Genomic DNA, 13,400 nt, shown 5'->3' with positions numbered 1-13,400 from the left:
CAGTGAAAATACTCAAAATAGGTTTAGTGAAAATGAGAATTGCTGGCGCGTGGGTGAGGGTGGGGTTTAATCACTCTTGAAAGCATAACTAATTATCCGAACCTGATATCATGCAGAGATTGAAACTCTTACTCTCTGCGTTTCTGCGCCTCTGCGTGCGATAAAAAATATTTTTGTCTACACTTGTTGTCAAAATATACCACACATGAAGTAGAACTATACCAAACATCACTGCTACGCTACTTTTAGTTGATAGATGAAATCTAACTATGCTAAAAGTATTTGCAGATAGAGGTGGCACATTTACAGATATTGTTGCTGTAACAGATAATCAGAAAATTATAGACAGACTCTCAAGACTTCAGGAACGATTTTTAATTGTGCCTTTGCCTAATCAAGAATGGGTAATAGTCTATAAATTACTCTCCGAAAATCCTGAACAATACCAAGATGCAGTTATTCAAGGAATTCAGAATATTATTGGTCTGAAAAACAATGAACCTATTCCCAGTGCAGCGATAGAAGTAGTTAAAATGGGGACAACAGTAGCCACTAATGCACTGTTGGAAAGACAAGGAGATAGAGTAGTTCTACTAATTACCAAAGGGTTTAAAGATGCCCTCAGAATTGGCTACCAAAACCGTCCTGATATCTTTGCTCGTCAAATTATTTTACCGACGATGCTTTATGAACAGGTAATTGAAGTAGATGAACGCTATGATGCTAATGGTAATGAATTAACACCTGTAAATATTGCACAGGTAAAACAAGATTTACAAGCAGTTTATCATACAGGGGTTCGTAGTTGTGCAATTGTCTTTATGCACAGCGATCGCTACCCCAAACACGAGCAACAAGTAGCAGAAATTGCTCAAAAAATAGGCTTCACACAAATCTCTGTATCTCATCAAGTTAGTCCCTTGATGAAATTGGTAAGTCGCGGTGATACAACTGTTGTAGATGCTTACTTAACGCCAATTTTACGGCGATATGTTGACCAAGTAGCTAGTCAGTTACCTAACGTCAGGTTAATGTTTATGAAATCTGATGGCGGGTTAACTGATGCTACACAATTTCAAGGTAAAGATAGCATTTTAAGCGGCCCGGCTGGCGGTATTGTTGGTGCAGTCCAAACTAGCAAAAGAGCAGGTTTTAATTTAGTAATTACCTTCGATATGGGGGGAACAAGTACAGATGTTGCCCATTTTAAAGGTGAGTATGAACGCCAATTAGATTCCGAAATTGCTGGGGCGCGGATGCGAGTTCCTGTATTATCAATTAATACGATCGCAGCTGGCGGCGGTTCAATTCTCTTTTTTGATGGTTCTAGTTATCGTGTCGGGCCAGAATCGGCTGGTTCAAATCCTGGACCCGCTTGTTATCGGCGTGGTGGGTCTTTAGCGGTGACAGATGCTAATGTGATGTTAGGTAAAATTCATCCCCAATATTTCCCTGCTGTTTTTGGCAGTGATGGTAATTTACCTTTAGATAAAGATATTGTCTTGGAGAAATTTAACCAATTAGCCCTAGATATTGCCACCGTTACAGGTAATTATCGTACACCAGAACAAGTAGCAGCAGGATTTATGGCGATCGCTGTCGAAAATATGGCTAATGCTATTAAAAAAATTAGCCTACAACGTGGTTATGATATCACGGAATATGTTCTTTGTTGTTTTGGTGGTGCAGGCGCACAAGTTGCTTGTTTAATTGCTGATACTTTAGGGATGAAACAGATATTTCTGCATCCTTATGCTGGTGTTCTTTCAGCTTATGGTATGGGATTAGCTGATGTTAGAGCTACTAGAGTTGGGGGAGTAGAAAAGCATTTAAATCAAGCATTAATTCCTCAATTAATACAATTAATGGAGTCTTTAAAAACCCAAGCCAGAAGTGAACTCAGCCAAGATGAAAGCAGCATTGAAGAAGAAATAATTCAAACCCTGAATTTAAAATATGAGGGGACTGATTCTACCTTAAGTGTTAATTTTGATGTAGATGTAACCGTGATGCAAATAGCATTTGCAGATAAACATAAGTCTCGCTATGGTTTCGTGCAGTCAAAAAAAGCCTTAATTGTTGAATCTATTTCAGTAGAAGTAATTCAGAAAATGGATACTCCTGAAGAAACTTTAATTGCTCGTACTAAACCTTTAGATAAATTTCCCCAATCGGTGGAAATAGTCAAGATGTTTACTGCTGAAAAATGGCATGATACGCCAGTTTATCGTCGGGAAGATTTACAACCAGGAGATTGTATTAATGGTGCTGCTATCATTGTCGAAAAAATTAGCACCATTGTAGTTGAACCGAATTGGCAAGCCAGATTAACTGAGTGTAATCATTTGATTTTAGCCCGATGTGTCAACCATGAATAAATTTACAAATTAATTGCGATTTGAAAGATGAGTTTCTGACTATTTAAGTTGAAGAGTCCATCTGAAGAAACAGCGATCGCCATTTTCAATTGATAGATAAGCAAGTTCGTAGTAAGGACTTTAGTCCTTAGAAAAATCAGGACTGAAGTCCTTACTACAAACCTCTATCTTTTTGTAATCACAAAAAATGGATAGCTATATCTGACAATTTTTCTTAGGTACTTCCAGATAAAAAAATATCCAAACTGTAGGGTGCGTCAGTGCGATAGAACCTAACTATACTCAAAAATTATTCATACTGACGCACCCTACCCAACCTATCTTTTTGTAATTACATATCTGACAATTTTCTCACATTCAAGGAGTCGCAATCAAAATGTATACTACATCTCAACCAGATCCAGTACGCTTAGAAATATTCAAAAATCTCTATCAATTCATTGCTGAACAAATGGGAATTGTCCTACAAAATACAGCCGTATCCGTAAATATTAAAGAACGCTTAGATTTTTCTTGTGCAATTTTTGATGCGTCAGGATTATTAGTAGCTAACGCCCCCCATATTCCCGTACATTTAGGCTCAATGAGTGAAAGTGTCCGCAGTTTAATCAATGATAAAGGCGACACTATTAAACCAGGCAATGTTTATTTATCAAATAATCCCTACAACGGTGGAACTCACCTCCCCGATGTCACCGCCATTACACCCGTATTTCTAGAAACTGGCGAAAATATCTCCAGTCCCCTATTTTACGTCGCCTCTCGCGGACACCAAGCTGATATCGGTGGAATTACGCCTGGTTCTATGCCTCCTCATAGTAAAAATGTAGAGGAAGAAGGCATTATGTTTGATAATTTTCTCTTGGTAGAACAGGGGGATTTTCGGGAAAATGCAGTACGAGAATTACTGTTAAATCATCTCTATCCTGCTCGTAACCCTAATCAAAATATAACTGATTTTAAGGCACAAATTGCTGCCAATGAACGGGGAGTGCAAGAACTGTCTAAGATGGTTTCTCAATACGGGCTAGAAACAGTTCAAATTTATATGAAATTTGTCCAAGATAATGCTGAAGAATCAGTGAGAAGAGCCATTGATGTGCTTAAAGATGGCTCATTTGTTTATGAGATGGATAGCGACGCAAAAATTCAAGTACAAGTCATAATTAACCGCGAAAATCGGAGTGCTAAAATTGATTTTACTGGCACATCTGGACAGTTAAATAGTAACTTCAATGCTCCTAAAGCAGTTACTCACGCAGCAGTTTTATATGTCTTTCGGACTTTAGTTAATGATAGTATTCCCTTGAATGCTGGGTGTCTGAAACCTTTAGATATTATTATCCCTGAAGGTTGTATGTTAAACCCAACTTATCCAGCAGCCGTAGTTGCAGGTAATGTAGAAACTTCTCAAACTGTTGTCGATGCTTTGTATGGTGCTTTGGGTGTGATGGCTGCTTCTCAAGGGACGATGAATAACTTTACTTTTGGGAACGATCGCTATCAATATTATGAAACCATCTGTGGCGGTTCTGGGGCTGGGGCTAATTTTGATGGTACGGATGCAGTCCAGACTCACATGACTAATTCCCGCTTGACTGATCCAGAGGTTTTAGAAACCCGCTACCCTGTACTATTAGAAAGCTTTAGTCTGCGTCCTGATAGTGGCGGTAAAGGAAAACATCAAGGCGGTAATGGGGTAATTCGTCGCCTGCGCTTTTTAGAACCGATGACAGCTAATATTCTCTCTGGACATCGGGTTGTACCTCCTTTTGGGTTAAATGGCGGGGAAGTTGGACAGGTGGGGCGCAACTGGGTAGAACGGGGAAATGGGGTTCAAGAGAATTTAGACAGCACAGCAACAGTAGAGATGAACCCTGGAGATGTTTTTGCGATCGCTACTCCTGGAGGCGGAGGTTTTGGTAATTCGTAATTCGTAATACTCGCAAAGCGAGAAGCAAGCTACGTAATTCGTAATTAGGAACTGACTTTTCACGGGATTTGGAAAACCCCTCTCTAAAGACTAGAGTATCTCTCCCCTACAACTGTAGAGACATTGCATACAACGTCTCTACCTTTTCTCGTCAATTATTCGCGAAACACAATATCCCCGATTTCTCAAAGCAGTCGGGGATATAATTAATACTTTTGGTAGTTGACTAAGTAGGAAAAGTATCTATTAATTTTATTCCCTTAAAGTTATTTAATTAAAAATCCCGTAGAGATAAATTCACGGGATTGATTTTAACTGTCTGATTAATATAATTCTGTTTTTATTTTTATCTTACCTACGGCTCTACCCACTTTTTCCCAGGCTCTTGCAGTTTCACTGTCTTGGTAGTCTGTTCTAAGATATTCAGCTTTTTCATAACAAATTTCAGACATTATTCTTAGCACATCCACGACACTCATGCTATCAAGCATCGCTTCGATGTCCTCTTTGTCGTACATATTTCGCGCTCCACCTGATGAAATCTAGATAAATTGGTTTGAGACGGTGATGATCTTCACTACATCCAATTGTCATAATAGCTGGATCTTTCATATCTTCACATATTTCAATGGCATGAAATAAAAATTGTGCCAAATATAGCTATATATATATATTGGTATTATGGCTAAATTTATAGTTTAATCAAGATACAGTGTTCTACCCTATTAATGGCAACTTGAGACTCATCAAACTCATGCTTAGTGCAACAAGATAAGAAAATTAGATGAATGCTGACTCTTTTTTCCAACAGGGACTCTATACAAATTTACCAAGGGACTATCAAGGGGCGATCGCAAATCACACCCAGTCCACCCAAAACCAACCTGACTATGCAGTAGCTTATTTGAACCAAGGGATGATTCTATGTAATGAACTAAAAGATTATCAAGCTGCGATCGCAGATTTAACTCGTGCTATTAAAATTAATCCTAATTTAGCTGAAGCTTATTACTATCGAGCATTTGCGCGTTACTCTTTGGCTGACTATGCAGGTGCGATCGCTGATTATGATCAAGTATTGCAAATTAACCCTACTATTACTGCATCTTACTACTATCGGGGTAAAGCTTACTTCGCCTGGGGAGAATATAACCAAGCCATCGCTGACTATATGCACACCATAGCAGTCAATCCACAGTTAGCTAGTGATATAAATATAGATATTGCTCACGCTTATTATTATCGAGGTGTGGGTTTTGCTAATCAGGGCGATAATCAAGGGGCGATATCAGATTTTCAGGAAGCTTTGCAATGGCATCCCTATTTAGCCGCAGTATACAGTAGTCGCGGTAATGTCTACTATAACCTAGGAGAATATCGCCAGGCGATCGCTGATCATGAACGCACCATCCAACTAGATCCTACCTTGGTCGAGGCTTATCAAAATCGGGGTAACGCCTACTATGCTTTAGGAGACTATCACGCCGCCATCGCCGATTACAACCGAACTCTAGAACTTAATCCTAATTTTGCCACAGCATACTACAATCGCGGTGTGATCCTCTCTCGCCTCAAAGAATATGATTTAGCCTTAAAAGACTTAAGCCAAGCAATTCGTTTAAACCCAGAGGACGCACAAGCCTATGGGGAACGGGGTTTAATTCGAGTATTTGAGAAAGATTATCAAGGTGCTATTGCTGACTATAGCCAAGCATTACAAATTGATCCTAATTTAGCTTTAGTATACGGTTTGCGTGCCAACATTCGCCGCCAAATCGGAGACTATGCCAGCGCACTGTCAGATAGCGATCAATTATTAGCACTATGTCCCCAACTTGCAGAAGGATACTGCGATCGCGCTACAGCTCGCCGTCATCTCGGAGACTATCAAGGAGCGATCGCTGATTATAATCAAGCATTACAAATAAATCCCAACTTAGTAGAAGCATACTACGGACGAGCGGTCATTCATGAAGCCTTACAAGATTTTCTGGGAGCAATAGCCGATAACACTCAAGCCATCAAATTTGACCCCAATTTTGCCCCATCCTACTGCAATCGTGGTAATGCTCGTCGTCAGTTGGGAGATCATCGAGGCGCACTAGCCGACTACAACCAAGCCTTAGTAATCAATCCCCAACTAGTTGAAGCCTATTATAACCGGGGAGCTTGGTATTATGACCAACAAGATTACCAAAGCGCGATCGCTGATTACACCCAAGCTTTAAAGATTAATCCCCAGTCTGCCCTATTTTATAGCCACCGCGCCAATGCTTATTATGCCCTTAACGAGTATCACCAAGCCCTAGCAGATTATAACCAAGCGATCGCCATTGATCCTCATGATGCTGAAGACTGGTATAACCGAGGTCGTAGCCATACTCAACTGGGAAACCATCAAGCAGCATTAGCCGATTTAGACCAAGCCTTACAGCATCAACCTTACTGGGCTTCAGCGTATTTATTACGGGCTGAAGTTCGGCGTAATTTAGGAGACAGAGATGGCGCAATGAGAGATTTAAAGAAATCTGCTGACCTTTATAATCATGAAGGTAATAGACAATACCATCAACAAATTTTAGAAATGATGGCTACACTGCGTTAGCTAGTTGTGGTCTAGTGGGTTATCAAATTAGTTTTGATGGTTCTTAGAGCGTGTTTGAAAACCCGATTAAAGTATAAAATGACGTAGTTCTGAACGTCTCCCCAGGCGCAACCACAGAGCAATCACACCTTTTTTGCTCAAGTTTTGGTGAACAGCATAACCAAACCAACAAATCTTTAAGCAGCTAGCTGTAGTATAAACCAACAGCCAGGTTTTTTCGTAGCGCACTAAGTCACCTATCCAAGCTGGCTCAAGTCCTTCCTGTTGAGCAACTTGGATGATAAAGTTAGCAAAGGCGATCGCATCTTGGCGATGTTTTTTGATTCCTGGGGGGATGGGGTTTTCCGCATATCGCCAAAACAAGGTAGTGAAATTTTTACCCATTTCTTTAGCGGTGCGTGGTAACAACTCCCGCACTTCTCCCAACCGCTTCCACTTTAAGGAATTAGCAAACGCATTCACCTGTTTTGGTGAAAGTTGCTCTAACTGCTGCGCCTCATCACTACTGAGTCCCATCTCTAAACCAACGGCTTGGGGGTTAGTAAAGAAACGTTCTCTCAACTGTGTGTTGGTGTAAATTTGTGCTAAGAGTATTTGGGTTTGTTCTAACCCCATCTGTGATGTCTCCTACCAATTTCTCTTGCTTGTTGCAATTCGGATGTTAATTCTGCAAAGGCTGGTAAATTTTCATCCCGTTCTAAAACAATTCCTTTTATAGCCACACGCGCCACAACCTCATCCATGAGTTGCCAGACTTGGGAGGGTGTTGATTGGGAATGACTATCAATTAGTATGCCATCATGCCAATGTCCACCTACAAAATGTAACTGGACAACACGTTCCCAGGGTAAATCTTGCAAGAATTGCTGCACATCATAATCGTGATTCACTGCATTGATGTAGAGATTTGTGATATCTAACAACAAACCACAATCACAACGTTCTACCACTTCCGCCAAAAATTGGGCTTCGGTCATTTCTGCACCGGGAAGTGTCACCATATAGGTAATATTTTCCAAAATTAACGGCACATCAATCCAGCGTCGCACTTCGGCAATATTACGACACAGCACTTTGACAGCCTCTTTGGTGTAAGGTAACGGAGACAAATGGCCAATATCAACTCCACCCGCTTTAGTAAAACAAATATGTTCACTCCACCAAGGCGGGTTAAGCTGTTTAATTAACGCTGCTAGTTGGCGAACATAGTCTATATCTACACCCTCAGCACTACCTAAAGAAAGATTAATAGCGTGGGGAATGAGAGGGAAATGACTGGCTAATAATTCTAACTGTTGCTGTTGTTGCCAGGATGGTTTTAAATAATGTTCCGCTACAATTTCCAGAAAGTCTACCTGTTGGCGGTTGAGGAACAAATCACTTTTAAACGGTTGGCGAAAACCCAACCCTACGCCTAAAGGTGGTAAATCAGCCAGCACTGCGTCTACCCTCCACAACCGCCACAGCCACCACCACCACCGCATGAACTACTACTGCATGAACTACTACTGCATGAACTACTACTGCATGAACTACCGGAGGAAGAGTTGCTACTGCTAGTTGTGCGAGTTGTTTTAGTTGTGCTGGAGGTCATTGGGGGAAAGAATGCTTGATAGTATGAGTAATAAGTAGTTCCATCCAGTGCATTCATGCCAAAGAGGGCTATGAGTAAGTTGTATTCCAATGGAGAACATACAACACCAAAATTTTTGCTTTTAGACTTTAATGGCGCGAATGCTTCCTCTAATTGTTGCAGATATTTATATCCCCGATAACTGATGCGCGATCGCCTATTAACCTGCCCAAAAAGCCAGATAATAGAAACTACAGCCATAATGATCAAAAAGCCGACGTTGTACCGTCCTTTAGCTAAAGCGATAATTAGCTTATAACCACCAAGGCTAGAAATAATCATTGCCCCCATCAACCCTACTTTCATCTGCCATGCCTGCCAGGACTGCCAGTCGCCTGGATACAACAATTTTTCATTGTGCAGTTGCTGTTCATAAATATGACAGTATGATTCTACACTCTCAGATGCGGATCTTAAAGATGTGATGGCTGCGGTAGGGACAGCAAATTTCTGGAATACTTGCTGTTCTATCGGCTGTAATTGAGAAATATCAGGATGATTGGGTGCATGAGTGATGGATTTTCTACTAATTTTTAAATAACCTTGCACCAATAGATTAAATAATGCCACATTCGCTACTCCCGCCTTTTGGAAACGCAAGTAAGCAATTTCGTAGGGATCTGGAGCAGTGGGAATTAACCGCAGAGGTTGATTTTTGGTAGGATCTTGGATTAACAGCCAGCAGACAAACAGTGTGATGGCAATTACACAGCCATAAAACAATAGAAACTGTGGCCCATACATATCTGCTATGGGATTATGCAGCAATAAATCCATTGCTTCTACTCCTAATTGGAAAATTACTAGCAATCCAATAAATTGAAGTTAGTATTTTTGCATATGTTTCTCCACTCTTGTGTCTATATTAGCACAGTAGGCGATGGACTCGGTGAAGGCTGAAGAAATCAGGGGTGTAAGATTTTAGGGGATAAAAACTCAATATTTGGGAAATTAGGGTAAATTCTCAACCAAACTCAGCGAACTTGGAAAACAGGATAATTGCAAAAAAGTAACTATTTATACTAAAAAATCTGTGGATGGCAAATTCAATCTCTAACTGTCACATAAAAAAATTCGCTTAAACAGTTCTAAATCAATACTTAGACACATTCAAATTAAGTTACGCCATATTTGCCAGTTGAGGTTATTTGGGAATACTTACGTAAGTTTTAATAAAATTATAAAGACTTAATAATAGCTATAAGTGTAATTACTATAGGCGATAGTTGTATTTTCGTATATGTTGTGTATAAATACACTACAAAAAAATATTAATAATTATCTTAAATAAATATATTGCAACATTTATCGTAAATTCAAGGGTTTAAGACCCCTAGGTCTACACGTAGTATCAGTTGAGTTGGGGTTTAAATCCCTAACTCCAACTGTCTTTAATTTTGTTAGCGCAGCGTTAGCGAGTCCGCGTTCGCGCAGCGTCTCGTAGAGAGCGTCATTTTGAATTTTGAATTTTTAATTGTTAACTGCATTGTTTGTTTATTAATGCTACCAGTAAACGTTAAATTTTGAACTGACATGAGTAATCTAAACTTATCGCTTGATTCATTATTAAATCATCTGGAAAACTGTTCAAAATATCATCTTGGATATCCCTTGAATCAGAAGCTTGATTACCAACATCTAGCACCACTTCTGAGTTTTATAGTAAATAACTTAGGAGACCCTTATGTCAAGGGAAATTATGGATTAAATACCAAAGATTTTGAACGAGAAGTAGTTGATTTTATCGCCCAACTATATCGCTTAGACAAGTCTGATACTTGGGGATATGTCACCTCTGGAGGAACAGAGGGAAATTTATGTGGAATTTTATTAGGTCGAGAATTATATCCAGACGGAATTCTTTACAGTTCAGAGGATAGTCATTATTCAATATTCAAAGCAGCACGAATGTTTCGTATGCCTTTAACGAAAGTAAAATCTCTATCAAATGGAGAAATTGATTATGACTCATTAAGTCAATTACTTTCAGAGAATAAAGATAAGCCGGCTATCATTAATATTAACGTTGGGACAACGGTTAAAGGAGCAGTTGATGATATCAGCAAAATAGTTGAGATTATTTCAGAACTTAATTTACAGAAATTTTATATTCATATCGATGCAGCTTTAGGAGGAATGCTTCTTCCGTATTTAGAGCAGGAAAATTCTTTAGATTTTAGCAAATATCCCATAGGGTCAATAGCGATTAGCGGGCATAAATTCATTGGTTCGCCAATTCCTTGCGGCGTTATTCTGGCTTCCAAACATTTAATTCAATCATTTGATATTGAATATCTGAACTCTACCGATACGACTATTTTAGGTAGTAGAAATGGCATGGCCCCCGTAATTCTTTGGGATGCTATTCAAAAAAGAAAGCATCAATTTGCATTTGAAGCTATACAGTGTCGTCAAAACGCAGAATATCTTTACAATAAAATTAAAAACTCATATAGGTTTGCTCTGCTCAATCCCCTATCTACAACTGTGCTGTTTGAATGTCCTAATGAATTGATTGTGCAGCGATGGCAATTATCATGTTTCGATAAAATGGCTCACGTCATAGTAATGCAAAATCACAGTCGTACATTACTAGATGAGTTTCTAGAAGAAGCTGGATTTGTTAAAAATTCTCGGACTTACGCATTAACGGAAAATGATATCAATGTGTTTTAACTTTTCCCCTTCCCTTGTAGGGAAGGGGGTTAGGGGGTTAGGGGGTTAGGGGGTTAGGGGGTTAGGTTTCGCGTTAGCTTTTCCACATAACAAACTCCTGATAACGTGATAACTGATTTAACTCATGGAGTAAAAAAAAGAACCCCGGTTTCTCGAAAAAACCGGGGTTCTGTTGTTTGTCCTAAACTTACTTACTTTCAGTAAAGTCAGCGTCGATTACATCATCACCGCCATCAGAGGGAGGAGTACCACCGCCATCACCAGGAGCAGCACCAGGAGCAGCACCACCAGCCTGTTGATAGATATTGCTACCAACTGCAAACAACGCTTGTTGTAATTCTGGTGTCAACTTCTTGATTTGTTCGTCGTCTTCCTTCGCAACGGCTTCCCGCACTTCTTTCACCAAACCTTCAACCTTTTCTTTATCAGCAGCAGGCACTTTATCGCCTAACTCTTGCAGCTGCTTCTCGGCTTGGTAAGCCAAAGAATCGGCTTGGTTCTTGCGTTCAATTTTTTCTCGACGGTCTTTATCAGAAGAAGCGTTTTGTTCGGCTTCACGTACCATCCGGTCAACGTCGGTTTTATCTAAGGTAGAAGCACCAGTAATACTGATAGATTGTTCCTTACCAGTACCTTTGTCCTTCGCGGCGACGTTGAGGATACCGTTAGCGTCGATATCGAAGGTAACTTCAATTTGGGGTACGCCACGGGGTGCGGGAGGAATCCCATCCAGGCGGAAAGTTCCTAAACTCTTGTTATCGTTAGCAAATTCTCTCTCACCTTGGAGGACGTGAATTTCTACGTTGGTTTGACCATCCACGGCTGTAGAGAAGACTTCCGATTTTTTGGTGGGAATTGTGGTGTTGCGGGGGATAATCTTAGTCATTACACCACCCAAGGTTTCTACACCCAAGGACAATGGTGTTACGTCTAACAACAAGATACCTGTAACATCACCAGACAAAACACCTGCTTGAATTGCTGCACCCACAGCCACAACTTCATCAGGGTTAACGCTTTGGTTGGGGTCTTTACCCAACAAATTCTTCACCAATTGTTGGACGGCGGGGATACGCGTAGAACCACCGACTAAAACAATTTCATCAATATCACTTTTGCTTAACTTAGCATCGCGCAACGCTTGTTCTACAGGAATGCGAGAACGGTCAATCAAGTCAGAACAGAGTTCTTCAAACTTGGCGCGAGTCAGGGTTGTATCCAGGTGTTTAGGGCCATCCTGGGTAGCTGTGATAAATGGTAGGTTGATTTCTGCTTGGGTAACGCTAGAAAGCTCAATCTTGGCTTTTTCGGCGGCTTCTGTTAAACGTTGTAAGGCTTGTTTGTCTTTGCGGAGGTCGATACCTTCGTCTTTTCTAAACTGTTCAGCTAAGAAATCAACGATTTTCTTATCGAAGTCGTCACCACCAAGATGGGTATCACCAGAAGTAGACAATACTTCAAATACGCCATCGCCTACTTCTAGGACAGATACGTCGAATGTACCACCACCTAAGTCAAATACCAGGATGGTTTCATTGCTCTTTCTGTCAAAACCGTAAGCTAAGGAAGCGGCTGTAGGCTCGTTGATAATCCGCATGACTTCAATACCAGCGATTTTGCCAGCATCTTTGGTGGCTTGACGTTGGGAGTCGTTGAAGTAGGCGGGAACGGTGATTACAGCTTGGGTGACAGTTTCACCTAAATACTTACTAGCGTCTTCTACTAGTTTGCGGAGAACTTTAGCAGAAATTTCTTCTGGTGCAAATTGTTTACCAGAGGAGTCTAGCTTGACGTTACCGCCACTGCTGAGAACCTTATAAGAAACTTCTGTTGCTTCGTTAGTGACTTCATCAAAGCGACGACCAATAAAACGCTTTACAGAGTAGAAAGTGTTTTCTGGGTTCATCACTGCTTGGCGTTTGGCTATTTGTCCTACCAAAGTGTCGCCATTTTTAGCAAATGCTACCACTGAGGGGGTGGTGCGAAACCCTTCAGCGTTAGCAATAACCGTTGGTGTACCACCTTCCATTACTGCGACGCAGGAGTTAGTTGTACCTAAATCAATTCCAACTACTTTTGCCATTTTCGGTGCTGGCTCCGTATAACTACAAATGAATGAATGGGAATATAAGAGACTTAATCTTTGAACCAACTAGTTTAAAAAGCAGTTAGTTC

General features: G+C 40.4%; 9 protein-coding genes. 4 read left to right on the top strand and 5 right to left on the bottom strand.

Features of this window, described 5'->3' with window-relative positions:
* Positions 1 to 269: 269 nt before the first annotated feature.
* Together L6494_RS11675 and L6494_RS11670 are read left to right on the top strand one after the other, a co-directional pair.
* A complete protein-coding gene (locus tag L6494_RS11675; RefSeq protein WP_237994980.1) occupies positions 270 to 2,378 on the top strand; it encodes a hydantoinase/oxoprolinase family protein in 2,109 nt (702 codons plus the stop codon).
* 376 nt (positions 2,379 to 2,754) lie between these two features.
* Positions 2,755 to 4,311, top strand: coding sequence for a hydantoinase B/oxoprolinase family protein (locus tag L6494_RS11670; RefSeq protein WP_237994978.1), 1,557 nt, complete (start codon positions 2,755 to 2,757; stop codon positions 4,309 to 4,311).
* Between the two features lie 323 nt (positions 4,312 to 4,634).
* Here L6494_RS11670 and L6494_RS11665 read toward each other — a convergent pair whose 3' ends face one another.
* Positions 4,635 to 4,829 (bottom strand): hypothetical protein, encoded by a 195-nt coding sequence (locus L6494_RS11665; RefSeq protein WP_237994975.1) that lies wholly within the window; start codon positions 4,827 to 4,829, stop codon positions 4,635 to 4,637.
* Between the two features lie 266 nt (positions 4,830 to 5,095).
* Here L6494_RS11665 and L6494_RS11660 point away from each other — a divergent pair, with 266 nt between their 5' ends.
* Entirely contained in the window at positions 5,096 to 6,916 is a 1,821-nt protein-coding gene (locus tag L6494_RS11660) for a tetratricopeptide repeat protein (RefSeq protein WP_237994973.1), read from the top strand.
* A 66-nt stretch (positions 6,917 to 6,982) separates the two neighbouring features.
* Here L6494_RS11660 and L6494_RS11655 read toward each other — a convergent pair whose 3' ends face one another.
* Genes L6494_RS11655 through L6494_RS11645 form a run of 3 tightly spaced genes read right to left on the bottom strand, consistent with a single transcriptional unit; the run spans position 6,983 to position 9,326 of the window.
* A complete protein-coding gene (locus tag L6494_RS11655; RefSeq protein WP_237994971.1) occupies positions 6,983 to 7,531 on the bottom strand; it encodes a hypothetical protein in 549 nt (182 codons plus the stop codon).
* Complete coding sequence (locus tag L6494_RS11650) at positions 7,522 to 8,400, bottom strand: DUF692 domain-containing protein (RefSeq protein ID WP_237994969.1); 879 nt, start codon at positions 8,398 to 8,400, stop codon at positions 7,522 to 7,524. The genes L6494_RS11655 and L6494_RS11650 overlap by 10 nt, the downstream gene beginning before the upstream one ends.
* The gene (locus tag L6494_RS11645) at positions 8,361 to 9,326 is read right to left on the bottom strand and encodes a TIGR04222 domain-containing membrane protein (protein WP_237994967.1); all 966 of its coding nucleotides are present in this window, start codon (positions 9,324 to 9,326) and stop codon (positions 8,361 to 8,363) included. Before L6494_RS11645 ends, L6494_RS11650 begins: the two co-directional genes overlap by 40 nt.
* A gap of 756 nt (positions 9,327 to 10,082) precedes the next feature.
* Between L6494_RS11645 and L6494_RS11640 the strand changes: the two genes are divergently transcribed.
* Positions 10,083 to 11,225 carry a histidine decarboxylase gene (locus L6494_RS11640; protein ID WP_237994965.1) on the top strand — a complete coding sequence of 381 codons (1,143 nt, stop codon included), beginning with the start codon at positions 10,083 to 10,085 and terminating at the stop codon, positions 11,223 to 11,225.
* A gap of 187 nt (positions 11,226 to 11,412) precedes the next feature.
* Here L6494_RS11640 and dnaK read toward each other — a convergent pair whose 3' ends face one another.
* Positions 11,413 to 13,308: a molecular chaperone DnaK gene (gene dnaK / locus L6494_RS11635; protein ID WP_237994963.1), complete on the bottom strand. Its 1,896-nt coding sequence runs from the start codon at positions 13,306 to 13,308 to the stop codon at positions 11,413 to 11,415.
* Positions 13,309 to 13,400: the final 92 nt, after the last annotated feature.

Origin of the sequence: Nostoc sp. UHCC 0870 (assembly GCF_022063185.1) — a bacterium.
GTDB lineage: Bacteria > Cyanobacteriota > Cyanobacteriia > Cyanobacteriales > Nostocaceae > Trichormus.
The sequence above is the reverse complement of the archived record's forward strand: the minus strand, read 5'-3'. Positions and strand labels throughout refer to the sequence as shown.

Coding starts and splice junctions, on each gene's coding strand:
- L6494_RS11675 (WP_237994980.1), top strand. CDS start 270: ATGCTAAAAGTATTTGCAGATAGAGGTGGCACATTTACAGATATTGTT.
- L6494_RS11670 (WP_237994978.1), top strand. CDS start 2,755: ATGTATACTACATCTCAACCAGATCCAGTACGCTTAGAAATATTCAAA.
- L6494_RS11665 (WP_237994975.1), bottom strand. CDS start 4,829: ATGTACGACAAAGAGGACATCGAAGCGATGCTTGATAGCATGAGTGTC.
- L6494_RS11660 (WP_237994973.1), top strand. CDS start 5,096: ATGAATGCTGACTCTTTTTTCCAACAGGGACTCTATACAAATTTACCA.
- L6494_RS11655 (WP_237994971.1), bottom strand. CDS start 7,531: ATGGGGTTAGAACAAACCCAAATACTCTTAGCACAAATTTACACCAAC.
- L6494_RS11650 (WP_237994969.1), bottom strand. CDS start 8,400: ATGCGGTGGTGGTGGTGGCTGTGGCGGTTGTGGAGGGTAGACGCAGTG.
- L6494_RS11645 (WP_237994967.1), bottom strand. CDS start 9,326: ATGGATTTATTGCTGCATAATCCCATAGCAGATATGTATGGGCCACAG.
- L6494_RS11640 (WP_237994965.1), top strand. CDS start 10,083: ATGAGTAATCTAAACTTATCGCTTGATTCATTATTAAATCATCTGGAA.
- dnaK (WP_237994963.1), bottom strand. CDS start 13,308: ATGGCAAAAGTAGTTGGAATTGATTTAGGTACAACTAACTCCTGCGTC.